The following is a 19711-nucleotide window of genomic DNA, read 5'->3' on the forward strand; positions in this document are numbered from 1 at the left end:
CATGTCAAACAGCCCTGCCCGCGACGTATGGATCACCGGCATCGGCCTTGTTTCGAACCTTGGCGAGGGACGTCAGGCGCATCTTGCCGCGCTCGACGAGGATAATCCGCCGCAGATCGATACGGACAGCTTTGCCCCCTTCCCCGTGCATCCTGTCGCACCGCTTGAATGGGGAGAGCAGATTCCCAAGAAAGCCGATCAGCGGCAGATGGAAAACTGGCAAAAGCTCGGCGTATACACCGCAGGGCTGGCGCTCGAAGACGCCGGTATCCCTCGCGACGATCCGTTGCGTCAGCAGATGCACATGATTGTGTCAGCGGGCGGCGGCGAGCGTGATTATGCCGTTGACGGGCAGATCCTGTCGGGCATCGCCTCGGCTGAGAACCCCGACGCCTTTCTCAACGAAAGGCTGATGAGCGATCTGCGCCCGACATTGTTTCTGGCGCAACTTTCGAACCTGCTCGCAGGTAACATCGCCATCGTTCATGGCGTCACCGGTGCATCGCGGACTTTCATGGGCGAGGAGCAGGCGGGCGTTGACGCAGTTCGTGTTGCGCACGCCCGTATTGAGGCAGCACAGGGCGATATCTTCCTCGTCGGCGGCTCCTACAACGCCGAACGTGCCGATGCCCTGCTGATTTACGAGCTTGGCGGGTATCTGTGGAAAGAGCATTACGCGTCCGTATGGGACCGGCCGGGCGAAGGTGGCGGATTCATTCTTGGCAGCGGCGCGGCTTTTCTCGTTCTGGAAGCGCGCGAGCACGCTGAGGCTCGTGGTGCGAAGCCACTGGCAGTTTTGCGCGGCGTCTCCTCGAACCAACCTCGCAGGCATCCGGGTTCTGTCGGCAACTCTGTTGAAAAGCTGTGGGCAGACAGTGCAAAAGCCTTCCGTGGCATAGGCGGCGCTGTCTTCTCCGGCGCGACGGGCGTCGCGGGCATTACCGAAGAAGAGCGTGGATCGCTGACAAAGCTGGTGCCGCGAATTCCGGTGCATTCCACCGGCGATCTGTTCGGCAACACGTTGGAAGCGCAGTTCCCACTCGGACTGGCGCTGGCCACCACCGCTCTGGAGGCAGGACGTTTGCACCAGGCTGTTGTCACGAGCGTCGGCCACAAGCGCGGCGAAGGCCTTGCGCTTCTTGAAGCCGCACCAAACGGAAGCAGGTCAGCATGACGGCGGCATCCTCATCCCCCACCCGCGACAGGCAAGGCAGACCGCTGGTGGCGATCACCGGCGCGGGCATTGTCACTTCGCTCGGTCAGGGTAAGGCCGACAACTGGCAGGCGCTGACGCAAGGGCGCTCCGGCGTTCATCGCATCACCCGCTTTGAAACCAGCAACCTGCGGACAACCATTGCCGCAACGGTTGATTTTCTGCCCGACGCCACCTCCTGCGCACCTGTATTGTCGGAGAGGCTGGCGGTTCTGGCCGCTGAAGAGGCCATCGCACAGTCCGGCATCGGCCACTTGCCAGCAGATGGCAAACCGGGGAATTTTCCGGGCTCGCTGTTCCTCGCGGTTCCGCCGGTCGAGATCGAGTGGCCACAGCGCATTGCGCTGGCACGTGCATCCGGCAAGACGAGCGACATTTCCTATGCCGACCTGCTCCGCACAGCCACATCCGGTGCCTTTGCGGAGTGGCACGACCTTTTCCTCTTTGGCACAACGGCCGACCGGCTGACGGAACGTTTCGGCATTGGCGGCTCGCCGATTTCGCTGTCAACGGCCTGCTCGTCGGGAGCCACAGCGATCCAGCTTGGTGTGGAGGCTATCCGCCGCGGCGAAACGCAAGCAGCGCTTGCCATCGGCACAGACGGCTCCGTTCACGTGGAAGCGCTGGTGCGCTTCTCGCTGCTCTCGGCGCTCTCCACGAATAACGACAACCCGGAAGGCGCCTCCCGCCCGTTCTCGAAGAACCGCGACGGGTTCGTCATGGGTGAAGGCGCGGGCGCTTTGGTGCTGGAAGATTATGATGCGGCGCGGGCGCGCGGCGCCACCATTCTTGGGTTCGTCGCAGGATGCGGCGAGCACGGCGACGGCTTCCACCGCACCCGCACCAGCCCGGACGGTGCTCCCGCCATTGCTGCAATCCGCGAGGCCATCACCGATGCTGGCCTGACGCCGGACGACATCGATTATATTAACGCCCATGGCACCAGCACGCCCGAAAACGACAAGATGGAGTCGCTGGCCTCCACGGCTGTATTTGGGGAACGTGCCAGCCTAGTGCCGATTTCATCCAACAAATCGATGGTAGGCCACACGCTTAGTGCCGCCGGCGCGGTGGAAGCCGTGTTTTCGCTGCTGACACTGCTTCATGGACGCTTGCCGCCCACCATCAACTACGAAATTCCAGATCCCGCTATCGCGCTGGACGTCGTGCCCAACGTCGCCCGGGACGCGAATGTTAAGCGGGTCTTGTCCAACTCATTCGGTTTCGGCGGGCAAAACACCTGCCTCGTCCTGACATCAGAACCCACAGCATGACAACAGAAGCGACAAACAACAGCCGCAAGCGTGTTCTCGTAACAGGAGGCGCGAAGGGCCTGGGTGCTGCGATTGTCGAAACCCTGGTTTCACAGGGGTTCGACGTTGACTTTACATACCGCTCATCCGGCGATGCCGCGCATAGCTCCGCCGAACGACTGTCACAGAACGGCGTCACCGTCCGCGCGCTTCCTCTCGACCTCTCCGATCGCGGGGCAATCAATGCGTTTGGCGAAACGGCTGCCGACGAAAATTATTTCGGCTTCATCCATAATGCCGGGCAATCTTATGACACGCTTGCAGCCGTGCTGGTGCAGGACAATGCCGAAGCGATTATGCAGGTCAACTTCTGGTCGTTCACGCAATTGGTGAAGGCGCTGGTGCGCCCGATGATCCGCGCGCGTGCCGGACGCATCGTGGCCATCGGCTCTGTCGCGGCGCTGCAAGGCAATCCCGGCAACAGCGCCTATGCAGCCTCGAAGGGTGCGCTGCTGAGCTATCTGCGCACACTCACCGTTGAAACGGCCAAACGCGGTGTAACCGCCAACTACATTGCGCCCGGCTTCATCGATACCGATATGCTGGCCCCCTATGCCGCATATCGCGCCAATATGGAAAAGCAGATCCCAGCGGGACGCTTTGCCCGTGTCGAGGAGGTGGCCGGCCTTGCTGCCTTCCTTCTCTCCGACCCTGCTGCGTATATCACAGGTGCAGTTTTGCCGATCGACGGTGGCCTTACAGCCCAGATTGGCATTCACCGCTGAACTCTGACCTCCTGTTTCATCAAGGCAGGAGGCAGGTGCGATCATTCACTGAATATGTTTTTCTTCAGCGAAGCGGCGGCGGCTTCGCGCGAAAACGGTCTTGCGAGGAAACAGTTTCATGCGTGCCCTGCAACTTTTTGGCGACCGCGATCTGCGTCTTGTCGATGTCGCTGCCCCCCCTTCTCCCGGTCCCGGCGAGGTTCAGGTTCGCGTCCGGGCGGTCGGCCTCAACCACATCGACGTGTGGGGATTTCGCGGCATGGCCTTCGCCAAGCGCAAGCTGCCACTGACAGTTGGAGCGGAAGCCGCAGGCGAGATCGTTGCGATCGGCGAGAGCGTCGATAATGTTGTGGTTGGTGATCGCGTGGCACTCTATGGCGCGAAAACGTGCGGCGAATGCCGGGCCTGCCGCGAAGGGCGCGATAATCTGTGTGAAAACGTCGCCGGCATCATGGGCTTTCATGTCGACGGTTTTACGTGCGAGCTTGTCAATATGCAGGCGAGACTCGTCGTCAAGATACCGGATGGAGTCAGCTTCGAAGAAGCTGCCTGTGCGCCTATCGCGTTCGGTACCGTGCAACACATGTTGTTTGACAACGCCAAGCTGGAGCCAGGCGAGACCGTTCTCGTGCACGCCGGGGGATCGGGCATCGGCACGGCAGCGGTCCGGATGGCGAAGGCTATTGGCTGCACGGTCATCACCACCGTAGGTGATGATGAAAAAGGCGAGAAAGTCAAAGCTCTCGGCGCAGATCACGTCATCAACTACCGCACCGACAGGTTTGAGGGCGTCGTACGCAAGTTGACGGGGCGCAAGGGCGTCGATGTGGTGTTCGAGCATGTCGGCGCTGATACTTGGAACGGCTCGCTTCTCAGCCTCAAGCGCGGCGGCCGTCTGGTTACCTGCGGCTCGACATCGGGCGTTTCGACCACGATGAACCTGATGCAGCTTTTCCAGCAGCAATATAAGATATTCGGTTCCTTCGGATGTAATCTTCGCAATATCCGTGAGGCCTTGGACAAGATGGCCTCAGACATCCGCCCTGTTATCGATACCGTCTACCAACTCGACCACTTCCAGGACGGCCTGGACCGCCTGGAGGGACGAAAAGTTTTTGGCAAAATCATTGTCACGGTCTGATACCTGCCAAAAAGATATTACCCCTTTCGGATAAAAATCGGCCCCGCCAACATTGACGGGGCCGATTTTTTTATCTTCGCATCAAAAAGGGGCTTGCTTACTGCACCCCCTCCACCGTGCCGGACAGGGACTGGCCCAATCCCTGAAGTTGGCCGCCGTAGTTTTCGCGCGTTTTCGCGTCCAACACAGCAACCGGCGCAGCCAAAACCAGACCTGCGGCTGTGCCGACCGATGTCGCCGCACCGGAGGTAATCTGAATAATGTGATCGCCGAACCCAGCGCGTGAGTCCGTCAGCGTCTGACCGCCGGCGACGCGAGCGCCAATCAATTGCACGACCTCGGGACTCTCGGCGAACGTGCCATGATTGAGCCTGTCGGTGGTGCGCACCCCGGCCATATCGACGACGGTCACATTCTTCCGGTTGAATTCGGACTTGAACGGCTCGATTGCCGGGTTGATCGCACCAAGGCGGACGCTGCTGCCCCACACCCGCCGGGAAACCGCAAGCGCACGATCATCGCGCGAGGTAAACAATACGAAGTTCGCTGGTTTGCCACCGGGCTTTCCGGACGCACGAATCTGCGAAATCTGCGTTCTGAAGACGTCGATGTCCACGTCGGGAGCGGCCAACATAACATTCGTTATCTTCGGCGCAAGGCGGCCGTTATTGCGGATTGCCATCTGGCGCAGAGCCTCCAGCGCCACCCAGTTGCCCATGGAGTGCGCCAGAATCGAGATCTCGCCAACGCTCTTGTCGCGTGCGAGCACCGTCAGCAGATTCTCCAGGCTATCACGCGAGAAGTTGGCACTCTCACGATCATAACCATAAGCAAGAAGGCTGCCACGTGACGGCCAGGTAAAGAGGACCGGAGCCACTTTTGCGCCTGAGTCGTTTACGATTTGCGCAAACCGGAAAACGGCATCCTCAAAGCGATTGTTGTATCCGTGCACAAACACGAGAACGCTGCGTTGGGGTGTCTTTTTGAGCACGCGCTGAAAACGCTGAAGCGCTTGCTTTTCATTGAGGAAGTCCGCCTGCAAGGCCACAAAGTCCGTCGCGGGATTGCCGGGCAAACGGCGCGGCCATTGCACTTCGCCTGGCTTGCGAGCACTGGCGGGCGGTATGGAGACAACGATATCAGCAAAGGCGGCGTGCTCACGGCGCTCACCCGAGAACATTTCGGCGCGATTTGCTGCTTCCTCACGGGTGGTCACGACCATCATATCAACCCTAGTCGCTCCCGGAACCGTTTCGGCAACCGGAGAAAGCACACCGCGAGGGTTTCCAGCGCATGAAGCCAATATGAGCGCCACCACGCTCAACACGGCGGCCCGGAGAAGAGGCAATCTATTCCGGCTAATCGTCAGAGCGCTCACCATCAACTCCACCCTGTATTCCCGAGGCGACAAACCCGACACGCGATCAATCAAATTCGATGTCTCTTATAGGCACAAATACAACGCCGATGAAATGCACCCCGCATCAAATATAGGGTCACAGAACATAATCAGGTTAAGAATTTTGAGAGCGGTTGCATGGAAATGACAGAGGGCCACCAGTAAAGCATCAATCAATCGATATAGATGCTTATAATATCTTTTAAAATGAAAAAGCCCCGAAGCCAATGCTCCGGAGCTTTTAATAGTCTATCGATATAGCATGACAATGACGAAGTGAACCGTAGCAGGCTGTCTCACCATCAAAGCGGCGCCTGACCTGCTAAACAGATGTTAGCACAAGCAGCTTAATGGATCTGTGCCCGGACTTCCTTCAGGCTATCTTCAAAAATCTGCTCGGCCTTTTGAGTGCCTTTCAGATTGTCACGCAAAATCTCTTCAGCCGCGCGAACTGCAGCGTCGGCAGCAGCTGCACGGACGTCAGCCGTAGCCTGCACTTCAGCTTGAGCAATCTTGGCCTCGGCAGCAGCGGTGCGGCGTGCCACGAACTCTTGAAGACGCGCATGTGCTTCAGCGGCGGCACTGGCCGCATCCGTGCGCGCTGTATCGATGATCGTCTGAGCTTCCCGCTCCGCAGCAACGCGCTTGGCTTCATAGGCCTTTAGCAATGCTTCGGCTTCATCGCGAAAACGACGGGCTTCAGCGAGATCGCTGGCAATCTGCTTGGTGCGATTGTCGAGCGAGTTCGCAATTATCTTGCCGAGGCCAAACTTGAATGCAACGGCCAGAAAGGCGAGAACAGAGACGGCAACCCAGAAATCTGCTTCCAGAAACATTGTCGTCTCCTATCGATCAAGTGCGGACTTGACCGCCTTATCAACCTGAACCTGAGTCGGCGCGCTGCCAAGCAGACGCTCGACGATCGACGACGTGGCTTCCGAAGCAATCTCGCCAACATGGCTAAGCGCCTTGGTCTTGGTGTCGTCGATGGTTTTTTCGGCGTTTGCGATACGAGTCGCCAGATCCTGTTCCAACGACTTGCGTTGGACTTCGCTCTCACTCGCCAAACTGGCACGCGTTTCCTCGGCGATAACGCGCGCATTATTCTTGGCAGCAGCGAGGCTGGCCTCGTAGGCGGCAAAGGCTTCATCGGCCTGCGCCTTGAGCCTGGCGGCATCGGCGAGGTCGGTTTCGACACGTTGCTTGCGCTCCTCGATCACGGAGGCGAGACGCGGCAGGGCGATCTTGGAGACAAACCAGTAAAGAAAAGCAAACGTCAGCACCAACCAGAAAATCTGGGATGCGAAAGTATCGGTGTCGAACGGAGGGAAGCCAACTTCCTCAGCAAGATCAACCCCGTTTTCAATCGCTTTAGCCATCTGCCAACCCCTCCTTCATGAGGACGCAACATCCGACCCTAACGCCGGATGCCAAACAGACAGACGGGCCCACGCGCGCCACAATCGGCAACGAGACCCATCATTTGATGGCGGACAGCCTTCGGGATAATCCACCCCGAAGGCAAAACCGCCGTCACTCTGTGTGATTGATCAGACAGCGAACAGCAGCAGAAGCGCGATCAGCAGCGAGAAGATGCCGAGTGCTTCCGTGAGAGCGAAGCCGAGAACCAGCGTACCGCGCTGGGCTTCGGCAGCCGCCGGGTTGCGGAAGGCACCAGCGAAGTACTGACCGAACAGGTTGCCCAGAGCAAGAGCAGCACCAGCGAGACCAAACGTGGCGAGACCGGCACCGATGTACTTAGCAGCAGCAGCGAGTTCCATGGAAAGCTCCTTAGACTTTGAGACACTTGTCGTGATGGCGGAACAACCGGCCGATATCGGATCAGTGGCCGGGATGCAGGGCGTCGTGCAGATAAAGACTGGTCAGCACGGCGAAGACATACGCCTGGAGCACCGCAACCAGAAATTCCAGCGCGACGATGGCGATAGTGAACAGAAGCGGCAGCGGCGACAACACAGCTGCGACGGTGCCGCTAGCCAGAAGTGCGGCGACGAAGCCCGCAAAGATCTTGAGTGCGATGTGGCCAGCCAGAATGTTGGCGAACAGACGCACGGACAGACTGACTGGACGCGAGAGGAACGAAACGACCTCAATCGCGACAATCAGCGGCAACAGCCATGCAGGCACACCCGACGGCACGAAGATGTTGAGAAACTTCACGCCGTGCTTGGCAACACCGTAAACAATGACCGTCAAAATCACGAGCAGCGACAATGTCGCCGTCACGATGATGCTGCTCGTCACCGTAAACGAGTATGGCAGCATGCCCAGCAGGTTGGCGACGAGAATGAAGGCAAAGAGGGAGAACACCAGCGGAAAGAAAACCAGACCGTCTTTGCCCGCCGATTGTCGTACCGTATCTGCCACAAACTCGTAGAGCAACTCACCGGCATTTTGCCAGCGCCCCGGAATCACGGAACGCGATGACGTAACTGCCAGCATAAAGACGACAATCACGCCCACGGTCGCAATCATGAAGAGAGCGGAGTTCGTCACGGTGACCGGCGAACCGCCAATAAAGAACAGCGGATCGGAAAAATGCCGAATCTCAAACTGTTCGGTAGGACTTGCCATGGCCGCCTCTTTCCCGCTCGTCTGACAGCGGCCACCTGTGACCGCTTCGAATGCCCCGGACCAGCCGACACACAGTCAGCCGGTCACCCCCTATGTCATTTCCGTCAACGTCCGGACGACGCATTGTCGCGAGACGTCTTCAGATAGCCCGCTGCCCGTAGCACGTTCCAGACGCCTGTCAAGAAGCCCAGCAGCAGAAAAACAATCAAACCCCAGGGCGACAGCCCCAGATAGGTATCCACCGCCCATCCGATGCCGCCACCGGCGACGACGCCGGCGATAAATTCGCCGGACAACCGCAAGGCGGCAGAAACGGACGACGCATCGCCCTGTGACTTAGGCTCATCCGCTTTACGGGCGGCGCGAGCCTCTTCTTCTTTCACAGCCAGCTTGCGGCCCAGTTCATCAAGCCGTTTGGCAAGATCACCGTCTTCACCTTTCGACATGCCGACCCCCGTCATAATGCGCATACGACACATTAAGCAGTGAAAGAGAAACCTCACGCAGCCGGAACGGCAGCACAAGGATATCAGCCGACATTCGACAGGCCGTTATGCGAGAGGACAGCTTTGGAACAGCAAGGCGTGCGACCAAAGCCGCAACCGTTCAATTCCAACGAATTTGGCGCAACATAGTGACAGCCGCATTCAGTGTCAACTTCGTCAAAAAAGCGCATAAGGCATTGTTTTCAATACATTAATCGCCCTGGCGCATATTTTTTCCGCCTGCTTGCGCAGATTTCCGCCGACGTGGTCATTCAGGCAACACATCAGCCAGCTTCGCGGATAGTCTCTGCCACGGCCAGATCCACCGATACCAATTGCGATATACCCTTTTCCGCCATCGTCACGCCGAACAGGCGGTCCATGGCGGCCATGGTGATCGGATTATGCGTGATGACGATGAAGCGCGTTTGCGTTCGCTCCACCATGTCGCGCAGCAGCGCGCAATAACGCTCGACATTCGCGTCGTCGAGTGGCGCATCCACCTCATCCAGAACGCAAACCGGCGACGGATTTGTCAAAAACACCGCAAATATAAGCGCAATCGCCGTCAGCGCCTGCTCCCCACCAGAGAGCAGGGTCAGCACCTGCGGCTTTTTGCCCGGCGGGCGGGCATATATTTCAAGACCCGCTTCCAGTGGATCATCCGAATCAATCAGCGTCAGTTCAGCCGTACCGCCGCCGAACAGCAGCGTGAACAGATGCTGGAAATGCGTATTCACTTCGGAAAAGGCCGCCAGCAACCGCTCACGTCCTTCGCGATTCAGGTTGCCGATGGCTGTGCGCAGACGCCGAATCGCTTCCGTCAACTCATCGTGCTCGGCACCGATGCCTTCTCGCTTGTCCTGCATCTGCGCCAGTTCTTCCTCGGCCCGCAGGTTGACAGCACCAAGGCGCTCACGCTCCTGCCGCAACCGAACCAGATCGTTTTCGACGGCATCGGCAGCGGGAATTTCCGCTTCTTCTTCAATTCCTGCGTGCGCTCGCAACTGCTCCGGTGCGATGCCTAGCGCATCGGCAATGCGGTGGCTGATCCGAACCAGATTTTCCTGCGCGGCCTCGGCAACGGCCTGAGACCTTGCTCGCGCCTCTCGGGCTGCGGAGAGCGCATCCAAGGCGGCGCGCGCTGCTGTTTCCGCCGTTACAAGAGCGGTTTCTGCCGCGCGGCGCGCTTCGCCGGCTGCAACAACGGCCGCCTCTGCCTCGCGAGCGTCTCCGGCGGCAACGGCGTGCTGAAGCAACAGCTCTTCTGCTGCCTCGGTTTGTTCAATCTGCGTTTCGCGGGCGATGTCGAGCCGCTCGCCGATGTCCTCAAGCACGCCGGCAGCGCGAGCAGCGCGCTCATCCCACGCACGTAACTCCGCCGCGATGGCATCGCGCCGCCGTCGCCGCGCCGCAACATCCCGCTGCAAACTCTGTAATGAGCGCTCTGCATCGCCGTGCGCGCCGCGCGCCGCAGTGGCGGCAGCACGAGCGCGGGCCGATCCCGCTTCATCCACCTCCGGCAGGGCCGACAGCTCGGCGGAAGCCGTCTTGACCCCCTCCCCTGCTTGATCGCGCCCCGTTGCAAGACGTGAGACAGCTTCCTCCAGCGCCGCGCGGCGTGTTGCGGTGGCCGTATTGGCGCGTTCGGCAGCGGTCAGCGCGGCACGAGCATCTTCCAAGGTGCGACGAGCGGCCTGCCGGGCATCGATAGTCCGTGTTTCCGCCTCGGCGGCAGACCGAATCCGCGTTTGCGCCGCGTCGAGGCGGTCGCGGACAACGCCCGCCTCTTCTTGCGCCTGCTCCGCTTCGGTTTCGAGATCAGCGAGCCGGTTGCGCTCCTCCAAACGACGCGAAGCTGCCGATGGCGCATCGGCGGCGCTGGTGAAGCCATCCCAGCGCCATACGTCGCCTTCGCGCGTCACCAGCCGCTGTCCCAGCGTCAATATCGCTTGCAACTCGGCACCTGATTCGCGATCCACGATGCCGATAGCCCGCAGGCGGCGCTCAAGCGCGGGCGGGCCAGAGACCTTGTCGGATAAAGGCTCCACACCCGGCGGAAATGCCGCCGTTGGCGTGTCGTCATTCTCGTCTGGCCACGTTGTGCGCCAGTGGGCCGGCGCGGAGGGGTCAAGCCCGGCGAGCAAATCGTCGCCCAAGGCCGCGCCCAAAGCCGTTTCGTATCCCTTGGCGACCTGAAGCATATCGAGAATCGAAATGCCCCCGCCGCGTGCGTCCGGCGCGGCCAACCGGCGCAGTGCGGCGATCTCCGCCTCGATTCGCTGCACGCGCCGCTCCGCCTCCGACATCGGCTGGCGTAGTGCTGCCTCCTCCGCGCGCGCCTCCGTCAACGCGGCGCGGGCTGCATCGGCAGATGATTCGGCCTCCTCGTAAAGCGCTTCACAGGCTTCGGCACGCCCGGCAAGAATGTCCACATCATCTGGCCCTGCGCGCTCGATCAGCGCCGCCAGCTCCTGTGCGACATGATCATGCTCGCGCGTCAGCTCAACCAGACGCTCTTCCTCGCGCGTCAAGCGGCGGGATAACTCGGCCCTGCGCGCTGCGACATCCGCCACGCCGGCCTGCACGCGCGCCAGTTCGGCGTCGGCATCCTCAAGCGCCGCCAGAGTCATGGCCACGACTTCAGCGGCCTCGGCCAGATCGAAATCCGCGCCTTCCAGCCGTGCCGCCAGCGCCCCGTCTTCATCGCGCAAGCGGGCAATCGTGGTGCCTGCATCCTGAGCCTGCGCCTTTTCGCGCACGATATCCCGTTCCAGCTCGACGATGCGGCGCGCGGCATCCGCGGTGCGCTCGCGGGCGCGCTTTTCCTCGGCCTCAAGCCGGGCGTGTTGCTGCACCAGATTCTGATAGTTCTGCGCGGTCGCTTCCTCGGCCGCCCGGGCCTGCGCCAACGCATGCGCCGCGATGCCCTGGGCATAGGCCGTCTGCGCCTGCCGCTCGCCGCAAGCGGTTACAGCTGATTCGTCTTGCCCGCAGGCAGCTGCGGACCCTGCGACCTGATCCCGCGCCTCACACCAGGCGATGAGGAGGCTCACCGCTTCCAGCCGGCGAATATCGGCGGACAAGGCGCGGTAACGGCCAGCCTGACGGGCCTGACGGCGCAGGCCATCCACCTGTCCGTCGATCTCATGCATGACGTCTTCAAGGCGGCGCAGGTTGTCCTCCGCCGCACGCAGGCGCAGTTCTGCCTCGTGGCGGCGGCTGTGGAGACCGGCGATTCCAGCAGCGTCCTCCAGAATCCGCCGGCGCGCCTGCGGTTTTGCCGCGATGATCTCGCCGATCTGCCCCTGACGCACCATCGCGTGCGAACGCGCGCCCGTCGCGGCATCGGCAAACAGCAATTGCACATCACGCGCCCGCGCCTCGCGACCGTTGATGCGATAGGCCGAGCCACTGTCGCGCGTGATCTTGCGCGACACCTCAAGCGTATCCGAATCATTGCAGAAGCTTGGCGCGGTGCGCGCAGTGTTATCAATGGTCAGCATGACCTCGGCGCTGTTACGCGCCGGACGCGTCGACGAGCCGCCGAAAATCACATCGTCCATGCCGGATGCACGCAACGACTTGTAGGAGCTTTCGCCCATGACCCAGCGCAACGCCTCGACAAGGTTGGACTTGCCGCAGCCGTTCGGCCCCACCACGCCGGTAAGGCCGGGTTCGATCAGGAACTCGCTCGGTTCAACGAAAGTCTTGAAGCCGACGATTCGCAGCCGGTTGAGCTTCAAGGCATACCCTCGGAACGAATGATCCGAATCAGCCCGCGAGCAATGGCTCGATGGCCTTGTCGAGATCGTTGATCGTCAGTGCGCCCAGATGACGCTTGCCATTGATGAAGAACGTCGGCGTGGAGTTGATGCTGAACTTGTTGGATGCCGCCTCGCGCACCGCCGTCACGCCATCGTAAAGCTTGCGATCCTTGATGGTGGCGTTGAAATCTTCCTGCGTGATGCCGGCCTGCCGCACCGTGGCGAGCAGCGAATCAAGCGGCTTGTCGTCGCCGGGCTTCGCCCACGTGCGACCGAGCTGGTCGAACAGCAGCCCCGTGATGGGATAATAATGCTCGTTGCCCTTGGAACGCGCCAGCATGAAGCCGAGCAGGGCCAGATCATCCAGCGGGAACTCGCGCAGAATGAAGCGCACCTTGCCGGTGTCGATATACTTTTCCTTGAATGCCGGAAAAGTATCCTGGTGGAATGTCGCGCAATGGCCGCACGTCAGAGAGGCATACTCGATCACCGTCACCTTGGCGTCGTTCGAGCCGAGCACGACATCGCCGAGAGGCCCCTGTTCGGCAAGCGTGACGACAGATGCGTCCTGCGCCATCGCGGGGCGAACGCCCGGCCCCATCAGTCCGACGGCTGCTCCGGCGGCCATTGCCGTAATCACATGTCGACGCGTCGTCATCTTTCCCAGTCTCCGAATGAAGGTACACGGCATTAAAGCACATGCCGCCCGCCAAAGCATCCCGCCCCTCACCGAGGCTTATGGCACAGGCAGCACGCTCCTACACATCTGGCGCCGGCCGCAACATCAGCCGACCGGAACGCCAGCTGCAAGGTGATCCGCCTTGCACCGCGACGCAAGCGTGTTTGATGACGATCACGAATATATCAACGCGTCCCGACGCCCCATCCCCAGACCATCTCCCGCAAACGTCCCCGAAGCGACAGCGGCAAGGTGGCGTTGGGCAAGGCGGCGGATATCAGGAATGACTGATGCGCTCGATGTTCGCGCCGCACTGGCCGAGTTTCAGCTCCAGAGCCTCGAATCCGCGGTCGAGATGGTAGACGCGGTTCACCGTCGTCTCCCCTTCTGCCGCCAGCGCGGCGATGACCAGCGACACGGATGCCCGCAGGTCCGTCGCCATTACGGGCGCGCCGGTCAGGCGTTCAACGCCGTCGACATAGGCAAGATCACCGTCCAGGCGGATGCGCGCCCCGAGCCGCGCCAGCTCCTGCACATGCATGAAGCGATTCTCGAAGATGGTCTCGCGGATACGCGACGTCCCCTTCGCCTTCGTCATCAGCGCCATGAACTGGGCTTGCAGGTCTGTGGGGAAGCCCGGGAACGGTTCGGTCGTGACGTCCACGGCGCTGATGCCGTGGCCGTTGCGGCGCACGCGGATGCCTTCGTTGGTGGAAGAGATTTCCGCTCCCACCTGCACGAGCGTATCGAGCGCATCCTGCAACAGGTCCGGACGTGCGCCTTCCAGCATCACGTCGCCGCCGGTCATGGCCACGGCCATGGCGTAGGTGCCGGTCTCGATGCGGTCTGGCAGCACGTTATGTTCGGCGCCGTGCAGGCGCGCAACGCCGTCAACAACGATTCGCGACGTGCCTGCCCCGGTGATTCGCGCGCCCATCGTGTTGAGGCACAGGGCAAGATCGGCGACTTCAGGCTCGCGCGCGGCATTCTCGATCACGGTCGTTCCGTCCGCGAGCACAGCCGCCATCAGCGCCGTGTGCGTGCCGCCCACCGTGACCTTGGGGAACACGATATCGTTGCCCTTCAGGCCCTTGGGCGCACGTGCAATCGCATACCCGCCCTCGATGTCGATCGTCGCGCCGAGGCGTTCCAGCGCCATCAGCAGCAGGTCGACCGGCCGCGTGCCGATGGCGCAGCCGCCGGGCAGCGAGACGCGCGCCTCGCCCATGCGTGCCAGCAGAGGCGCAATCACCCAGAAGCTGGCCCGCATCTTCGACACCAGATCGTAGGGGGCGGTTGTATCGATGATATGGCGAGCGCGCAGCCGCACGCTCTGGCCCGTCACAGCCGTCTGTCCAGGGCGCTTTCCGGCAACGCCGTGGTCGACGCCGTGGTTGCCGAGAATGCGCAGGAGCTGCGCCACGTCCGCGAGGCGCGGCACGTTGTGAAGCTGCAGGGTTTCATCGGTCAGCAGGCTGGCGATCATCAGGGGCAGCGCCGCGTTCTTCGCGCCAGAAATCGGGATGGCGCCGTTCAGCTCCGCACCGCCGACAATCCTAATCCGGTCCATTCAGTCACTTCCCTTCAAGTCATCCGGCCTTTCGGGCACGGTCGGCGCCGCGTCCGGCGCGGGCTGCGGCGCATCGCACGCCGGGGCGGCGGCATCCCGCTCGCGCTCACGCGTCTGGCGTTTGCGGCGTTTCAGGTTTTCGCGCAGGGCGGCCGAGAGCCGCGCCTGACGATCTGTGGCGGTTGCGTTCATGACAATCTGGCCAGCCGGAAGAAACGTCCCTGTCGCCTGCTTTCACCCCGGCCGAGCAAGAGCCGGCGCACCATTGAATGCCAAGCGTTACTCACCGGAACAGCCTCGCGCAACTGAATAATGCCATTTTCGCCCCCGCGCATGCGGCGATACCGCCACTTGCGCGTGCTAACGTGGCGTGGAAAGTCTTGATTTATCGTTGACTGGAACGATACTGACGAACAAACAATGCGCAACAGTCCCGGTGCCATGCGGCTGGACCGTCATGCTCCGGAACCGGGACGCTTCTGGTCAAGCAGCAACCGCAGACGAAATATCCGATCTAAGCGCCCGATCGGATCGCCATGCCCGCTCTGCTTGCCGCGGCCGTGATGGACAGCAGATGGATTACGATCATTTTTTCAACGCCGCCCTCGACACCCTGCATCAGGAGCGGCGATACCGCGTTTTCGTCACGCTTGAAAAAGATGCCGCGCGCTTTCCGCACGCCACCCGGCAAACGCCGACCGGCACATCCGATGTCGTGATCTGGTGCTCCAACGATTATCTGGGCATGAGCATGCATCCCGATACCATTGGCGCCATGGTGGACACCGCGCGCCAGATGGGTGTCGGCGCGGGTGGCACCCGCAACATTTCCGGCACCAGCGGCCCCATCGTTGCGCTTGAGAGGGCATTGGCGGATCTGCATCGCAAGGAATCGGCGCTGGTGTTCACCTCCGGCTATGTTTCGAACGAAACCGGCATCGCCACACTGGCGAAACTGCTGCCCGATTGCCTTTTGCTGTCGGACGAGTGGAACCACAACTCGATGATTCAGGGCGTGCGCCGTTCGGGAGCGGAAAAAGCCGTGTTCCGCCACAACGACCTTGAGCATCTGGAAGACCTGCTGAAAGCCGCCGGGCGCGAACGGCCCAAGATGATCGTCTTCGAGAGCGTTTATTCCATGGATGGCGACGTCTCCCCCATCCATGCCGTGTGTGACCTCGCGGACAAGTACAACGCCCTCACCTATATCGACGAGGTGCATGCGGTCGGCATCTACGGCGAGCGCGGCGGGGGGTATTCAGAGGAAGTCGGCGCACAGGACAGGCTCGACATCATCGAAGCCACGCTCGCCAAGGGCTTCGGCTGCATCGGTGGCTATCTCGCGGCAAAATCCTCGATCATCGATGCCGTGCGTTCCAACGCCCACGGGTTCATCTTCACCACGGCGCTGCCCCCCGCGGTGGCCGCGGCGGCGGCGGCATCCGTCACCCACCTGATGAATAGCAATACCGAGCGCCTCGCTCAGCGCAAGCAGGTGCAGCGCACGAAGGAAGTGCTCGTCAAGGCCGGGCTGCCGGTGCGGAAAAACCCGACGCATATCGTGCCCGTCATCATCGGCGATGCGGAGCGCACCAAGCTCGCCAGCGACCTGCTGCTGGACGACCACGGCATCTACGTCCAGCCGATCAACTACCCCACCGTTCCACGCGGCACGGAACGGCTGCGTATCACGCCGACGCCGTTCCACTCCGATGAACTGATCGACCAGCTGGCGGATGCGCTCGTGGCCGTATGGGGCAAGCTCGGCCTGCCGCTACACGCCCCGCAGGAGGACGCATGAAACAGGCAGTGAAAAAATACATCTTGCCGGCGTAATCCCGTATGCCGGGGGTTGACGGGTGCGCCATGCCTGCTTATGGGTGTGCGCACGGTTTGGGGCGCTCCACTGCTTCGCTTGTGGACAACCCCATCAAGACCTTGCCGCCCGATCCCGGTGCTGGCAATGTCCGCCCCGTTATGAGGGGCGGCAGGTCACACCGCCCAGACGCTGCTGTAGCTCAGTGGTAGAGCACTCCCTTGGTAAGGGAGAGGTCGCGAGTTCAATCCTCGCCAGCAGCACCAGTCCAATCAAAGAATTGGTGCTGGTTACTGAAGAATATGGGCAGTTTAAATCACTTTCGAATCTGGTATTGTCCGGTGCCGATGCATTCTATGCCCAATAGATATGCTGTCGTTGTACATACGGAGAGATTCGTGATGAAAAAAGCCGCTATTCTTGTGTCCGGTATTCTCGCCCTCGGCTTTGTGAGCGCAGCTCAGGCTAATCCGGTTCCGAAACCCTCGCGGGATTATGCCGGTAACTATAAGACCTTGGTCGAGGATCAGAAGGCAACGCCACAAGTCGCGCGTTGCGTAGCCAGCGGTTATGATCTCGCCAGCGGCGGACATGATTATGATCGGCTTGGCTTTACGGAACAAGATATTGCGGCAGCCAAAATATCCGGCACGAACGTTTCCGTCTCCGGTCAGGGGCGCAAGAAATCAGACGGCATAACCTGGGTCGATATCACAGTCCAGTGCACCGAAAACGCTGACAAGCTGACTGCAATTGAGATCGTGACAGGCCGTCCGTGATTGTGTAGTTTTGCACGGCATCAGCTTTATTTCACTCCCCGGCGGCCGCCATGGTCGCCGGGGAGTTTTGTTCTATGATCAGTTGCAGCGCTGGTAGCGACGGCCCTGGTACCAGTATTCCTGGCAGCGGGGAGCCGTGGCGGCACCGACGATGGCGCCGCCAGCCGCGCCGATTGCGCCACCGGCCAGAGCACCGCCAGCCGAACCGGAAGCCAGACCGCCAACCAGTGCTCCGCCAGCGCCGCCGATAAGCGCGCCGCCGACAGCACGGTCGGTCGGGTTGCTGGTGTTACAGGCAACGAGGCCAGCAGCCATCATCGACAGAATGGAAACTTTGAGCAAAACCTTACGCATGTCTCTTCCTCCTCACCTCGATCCCGGAAAGACCACCGGCGGACGCCGGGCCGAACACGGGTATTGATACAGCAAGTTGACGCTTCGCGCGATGTCAATCATCCCGCCCCACTGCCCCGGCATCGGGATCAACCGGGTTTCATCAAGTACAACGGCGGAAATACGGATTTGTGCCATACACAATTCGCGCAGGACCATTTTTTCCTGCGCTTTGCATTCTGGCCGATAAAAACAGGTTCCGACTCATCTCCGGGGAGAAGAAAAGCCGTATTCGCTTTGCTTGAAAACGCTTTATGCGCGCATCAGGAGCTTGCGCGAGACGTCGAGCCCAACTGCCCGGTCGCTGCTGGCGTGCTGCCGGAGCGGAAGCGCTTGGACAGCAGTGAAACGTCCTGTCCAACGCTGTCGAGCAGGTCGATAAGCCACACCTGTTCCTTGCCTACCGATTCCGTCACGCTCTGGCGGATGATTTCGATCTTCGCCGCAACCTCGTATTCGTTGCGGGCAGTCAGGCCGCCTACGGCCCGCTCGATCGATTTCAGTTCGCGCACCAGCTCCTCGCGCAGCGAACGCTGATCGTCGGCGTTGATCAGCGGCGAGTCGAGCATGCCCCGCAATGCCGCCCAACGCAGGCCAAAGGAAGACACGGTGTTCTGCTGGTCGTGTTCGGAATGCGAGGTAACAGAAGTCATTATGATGCTCCGAATTCGTTGCGGCCAATCGCCCGGCAATGTTTGCCGGTCATTGTGCCGGAAAGCCCATCACGGACGGTTCTCAGGCGCTGACATTCTCACGGCTCTTATCTATTTTCCGTAAAGGAATGCTTTTCAGCGACGCGAGACTTTACCCCGGCCATTCACGCCTGACGTTTTTCATCGCGCCGGAGCCGAAGCTTTGTCGATAAAGTCTTCGAAGCCGGCTTTGTTCCCTCTGACAAAGTCATGGGGTTTGACAGTCATGGGGTTTGACAGCCTTGAATCAGGCTTCCTTGAAGCGGTAGCCGACGCCATAGAGCGTTTCGATCATGTCGAAATTGTCGTCGACAGCTTTGAACTTCTTGCGAAGCCGCTTGATGTGGCTGTCGATGGTGCGGTCGTCGACATAAATCTGGTCGTCGTAAGCTGCATCCATTAGAGCGTTACGGCTCTTGACCACGCCGGGGCGCATGGCGAGCGCCTGCAGGATGAGAAACTCCGTCACCGTCAGCGTAACGGGCTCGTTGCGCCACATGCTCGTGTGACGTTCGGGGTCCATTTTCAGGAAGCCGCGCTCCAGAACCCGCGACGTCTCGTTTTCGCGCGGAGCAGCCTGATCGCGCGGCGCGGCGCGGCGCAGCACGGCGCGGACGCGCTCGACCAGCAGCCGCTGCGAAAACGGTTTGCGGATGTAATCATCGGCGCCCATCTTGAGGCCGAACAGCTCGTCGATTTCCTCATCCTTCGATGTCAGGAAAATCACCGGCATATCGGACTTCTGCCGCAACCGGCGCAGAAGCTCCATGCCGTCCATGCGCGGCATCTTGATATCGAAAATGGCGATGTCCGGCGGATCCTTGGCCAGCCCTTCGAGCGCAGCCGCGCCATCGGTGTAGGTTTGGATGCGATAACCTTCCGCCTCCAGCGCAATCGATACCGATGTCAGGATGTTACGGTCATCATCTACTAGGGCGATTGTTGGCATACGACGTCGCTCTCCTTGAAACGTGCTGACAGTAGTCACGGTCAAGCAAGGTCAAATTGTGGCACACACGCCTCATGCAAGTCCGTTAACAGGTCAATCCCCAGCAACTTTAAGTGTTTCAAGCAATCTGCCTGCCGGCGGATAACGTATCCCCAAGGCCGTCTCCGCGTTTTTGGAAAACGCGAAAGTGGCCGG

At 60.8% G+C, this 19711-nt stretch carries 19 protein-coding genes and 1 tRNA gene; 7 read left to right on the forward strand and 13 right to left on the reverse strand.

The window, feature by feature from the left end; translation table 11 throughout:
- Nucleotide 1: 1 nt before the first annotated feature.
- From FHS81_RS04560 to FHS81_RS04575, 4 genes are all read left to right on the forward strand, one after another.
- A complete protein-coding gene (locus FHS81_RS04560) occupies nt 2-1174 on the forward strand; it encodes a beta-ketoacyl-ACP synthase (RefSeq protein WP_183750884.1) in 1173 nt (390 codons plus the stop codon).
- Nucleotides 1171-2487 carry a beta-ketoacyl-ACP synthase gene (locus tag FHS81_RS04565; RefSeq protein ID WP_183750885.1) on the forward strand — a complete coding sequence of 439 codons (1317 nt, stop codon included), beginning with the start codon at nt 1171-1173 and terminating at the stop codon, nt 2485-2487. The genes FHS81_RS04560 and FHS81_RS04565 overlap by 4 nt, the downstream gene beginning before the upstream one ends.
- Complete coding sequence (locus FHS81_RS04570; RefSeq protein WP_183750886.1) at nt 2484-3251, forward strand: SDR family oxidoreductase; 768 nt, start codon at nt 2484-2486, stop codon at nt 3249-3251. The genes FHS81_RS04565 and FHS81_RS04570 overlap by 4 nt, the downstream gene beginning before the upstream one ends.
- A gap of 118 nt (nt 3252-3369) precedes the next feature.
- A complete protein-coding gene (locus tag FHS81_RS04575; protein ID WP_183750887.1) occupies nt 3370-4392 on the forward strand; it encodes a zinc-binding dehydrogenase in 1023 nt (340 codons plus the stop codon).
- 97 nt (nt 4393-4489) lie between these two features.
- Here FHS81_RS04575 and FHS81_RS04580 read toward each other — a convergent pair whose 3' ends face one another.
- From FHS81_RS04580 to FHS81_RS04625, 10 genes are all read right to left on the reverse strand, one after another.
- Nucleotides 4490-5773, reverse strand: coding sequence for an alpha/beta hydrolase (locus FHS81_RS04580; protein WP_183751253.1), 1284 nt, complete (start codon nt 5771-5773; stop codon nt 4490-4492).
- 365 nt (nt 5774-6138) lie between these two features.
- Nucleotides 6139-6627, reverse strand: a complete 489-nt coding sequence (locus FHS81_RS04585; protein WP_183750888.1) for a F0F1 ATP synthase subunit B family protein — start codon at nt 6625-6627, stop codon at nt 6139-6141.
- A 9-nt stretch (nt 6628-6636) separates the two neighbouring features.
- Nucleotides 6637-7170 (reverse strand): F0F1 ATP synthase subunit B family protein, encoded by a 534-nt coding sequence (locus tag FHS81_RS04590; RefSeq protein ID WP_183750889.1) that lies wholly within the window; start codon nt 7168-7170, stop codon nt 6637-6639.
- Between the two features lie 171 nt (nt 7171-7341).
- Nucleotides 7342-7572, reverse strand: a complete 231-nt coding sequence (locus FHS81_RS04595; RefSeq protein WP_183750890.1) for a F0F1 ATP synthase subunit C — start codon at nt 7570-7572, stop codon at nt 7342-7344.
- Between the two features lie 61 nt (nt 7573-7633).
- Entirely contained in the window at nt 7634-8386 is a 753-nt protein-coding gene (locus tag FHS81_RS04600) for a F0F1 ATP synthase subunit A (protein WP_183750891.1), read from the reverse strand.
- A gap of 104 nt (nt 8387-8490) precedes the next feature.
- Nucleotides 8491-8832, reverse strand: coding sequence for an AtpZ/AtpI family protein (locus tag FHS81_RS04605; RefSeq protein WP_210281546.1), 342 nt, complete (start codon nt 8830-8832; stop codon nt 8491-8493).
- Nucleotides 8833-9155: 323 nt separating this feature from the next.
- Nucleotides 9156-12617 carry a chromosome segregation protein SMC gene (gene smc / locus FHS81_RS04610; protein ID WP_183750892.1) on the reverse strand — a complete coding sequence of 1154 codons (3462 nt, stop codon included), beginning with the start codon at nt 12615-12617 and terminating at the stop codon, nt 9156-9158.
- 28 nt (nt 12618-12645) lie between these two features.
- On the reverse strand, nt 12646-13296 hold the full coding sequence (locus FHS81_RS04615; RefSeq protein WP_183750893.1) for a DsbA family protein: 651 nt from the start codon (nt 13294-13296) through the stop codon (nt 12646-12648).
- A 298-nt stretch (nt 13297-13594) separates the two neighbouring features.
- Nucleotides 13595-14887, reverse strand: a complete 1293-nt coding sequence (gene murA / locus FHS81_RS04620; RefSeq protein WP_183750894.1) for a UDP-N-acetylglucosamine 1-carboxyvinyltransferase — start codon at nt 14885-14887, stop codon at nt 13595-13597.
- Entirely contained in the window at nt 14888-15079 is a 192-nt protein-coding gene (locus FHS81_RS04625) for a hypothetical protein (protein WP_183750895.1), read from the reverse strand.
- A gap of 382 nt (nt 15080-15461) precedes the next feature.
- Here FHS81_RS04625 and hemA point away from each other — a divergent pair, with 382 nt between their 5' ends.
- The 3 genes from hemA (at nt 15462) to FHS81_RS04640 (ending at nt 17482) form a co-directional block, all read left to right on the forward strand.
- A complete protein-coding gene (hemA, locus tag FHS81_RS04630) occupies nt 15462-16688 on the forward strand; it encodes a 5-aminolevulinate synthase (protein ID WP_183750896.1) in 1227 nt (408 codons plus the stop codon).
- 206 nt (nt 16689-16894) lie between these two features.
- A tRNA-Thr gene (locus FHS81_RS04635) sits at nt 16895-16969 on the forward strand.
- Nucleotides 16970-17104: 135 nt separating this feature from the next.
- On the forward strand, nt 17105-17482 hold the full coding sequence (locus tag FHS81_RS04640) for a BspC domain-containing protein (RefSeq protein ID WP_183750897.1): 378 nt from the start codon (nt 17105-17107) through the stop codon (nt 17480-17482).
- 78 nt (nt 17483-17560) lie between these two features.
- Here FHS81_RS04640 and FHS81_RS04645 read toward each other — a convergent pair whose 3' ends face one another.
- The 3 genes from FHS81_RS04645 to FHS81_RS04655 form a co-directional block, all read right to left on the reverse strand.
- A complete protein-coding gene (locus FHS81_RS04645; protein ID WP_183750898.1) occupies nt 17561-17836 on the reverse strand; it encodes a YMGG-like glycine zipper-containing protein in 276 nt (91 codons plus the stop codon).
- A gap of 302 nt (nt 17837-18138) precedes the next feature.
- Nucleotides 18139-18528 (reverse strand): hypothetical protein, encoded by a 390-nt coding sequence (locus FHS81_RS04650; protein WP_183750899.1) that lies wholly within the window; start codon nt 18526-18528, stop codon nt 18139-18141.
- A 286-nt stretch (nt 18529-18814) separates the two neighbouring features.
- A complete protein-coding gene (locus tag FHS81_RS04655) occupies nt 18815-19516 on the reverse strand; it encodes a response regulator transcription factor (protein WP_183750900.1) in 702 nt (233 codons plus the stop codon).
- Nucleotides 19517-19711 lie beyond the last annotated feature (195 nt).

The sequence above is a fragment of the Pseudochelatococcus contaminans genome (assembly GCF_014195635.1).
GTDB classification, from domain to species: domain Bacteria; phylum Pseudomonadota; class Alphaproteobacteria; order Rhizobiales; family Beijerinckiaceae; genus Pseudochelatococcus; species Pseudochelatococcus contaminans.

What these genes read in the sequence shown, in the direction of transcription:
- FHS81_RS04560 (WP_183750884.1), top strand. Translation starts at nt 2, where the DNA reads ATGTCAAACAGCCCTGCCCGCGACGTATGGATCACCGGCATCGGCCTT.
- FHS81_RS04565 (WP_183750885.1), top strand. Translation starts at nt 1,171, where the DNA reads ATGACGGCGGCATCCTCATCCCCCACCCGCGACAGGCAAGGCAGACCG.
- FHS81_RS04570 (WP_183750886.1), top strand. Translation starts at nt 2,484, where the DNA reads ATGACAACAGAAGCGACAAACAACAGCCGCAAGCGTGTTCTCGTAACA.
- FHS81_RS04575 (WP_183750887.1), top strand. Translation starts at nt 3,370, where the DNA reads ATGCGTGCCCTGCAACTTTTTGGCGACCGCGATCTGCGTCTTGTCGAT.
- FHS81_RS04580 (WP_183751253.1), bottom strand. Translation starts at nt 5,773, where the DNA reads ATGGTGAGCGCTCTGACGATTAGCCGGAATAGATTGCCTCTTCTCCGG.
- FHS81_RS04585 (WP_183750888.1), bottom strand. Translation starts at nt 6,627, where the DNA reads ATGTTTCTGGAAGCAGATTTCTGGGTTGCCGTCTCTGTTCTCGCCTTT.
- FHS81_RS04590 (WP_183750889.1), bottom strand. Translation starts at nt 7,170, where the DNA reads ATGGCTAAAGCGATTGAAAACGGGGTTGATCTTGCTGAGGAAGTTGGC.
- FHS81_RS04595 (WP_183750890.1), bottom strand. Translation starts at nt 7,572, where the DNA reads ATGGAACTCGCTGCTGCTGCTAAGTACATCGGTGCCGGTCTCGCCACG.
- FHS81_RS04600 (WP_183750891.1), bottom strand. Translation starts at nt 8,386, where the DNA reads ATGGCAAGTCCTACCGAACAGTTTGAGATTCGGCATTTTTCCGATCCG.
- FHS81_RS04605 (WP_210281546.1), bottom strand. Translation starts at nt 8,832, where the DNA reads ATGTCGAAAGGTGAAGACGGTGATCTTGCCAAACGGCTTGATGAACTG.
- FHS81_RS04615 (WP_183750893.1), bottom strand. Translation starts at nt 13,296, where the DNA reads ATGACGACGCGTCGACATGTGATTACGGCAATGGCCGCCGGAGCAGCC.
- murA (WP_183750894.1), bottom strand. Translation starts at nt 14,887, where the DNA reads ATGGACCGGATTAGGATTGTCGGCGGTGCGGAGCTGAACGGCGCCATC.
- FHS81_RS04625 (WP_183750895.1), bottom strand. Translation starts at nt 15,079, where the DNA reads ATGAACGCAACCGCCACAGATCGTCAGGCGCGGCTCTCGGCCGCCCTG.
- hemA (WP_183750896.1), top strand. Translation starts at nt 15,462, where the DNA reads ATGGATTACGATCATTTTTTCAACGCCGCCCTCGACACCCTGCATCAG.
- FHS81_RS04640 (WP_183750897.1), top strand. Translation starts at nt 17,105, where the DNA reads ATGAAAAAAGCCGCTATTCTTGTGTCCGGTATTCTCGCCCTCGGCTTT.
- FHS81_RS04645 (WP_183750898.1), bottom strand. Translation starts at nt 17,836, where the DNA reads ATGCGTAAGGTTTTGCTCAAAGTTTCCATTCTGTCGATGATGGCTGCT.
- FHS81_RS04650 (WP_183750899.1), bottom strand. Translation starts at nt 18,528, where the DNA reads ATGACTTCTGTTACCTCGCATTCCGAACACGACCAGCAGAACACCGTG.
- FHS81_RS04655 (WP_183750900.1), bottom strand. Translation starts at nt 19,516, where the DNA reads ATGCCAACAATCGCCCTAGTAGATGATGACCGTAACATCCTGACATCG.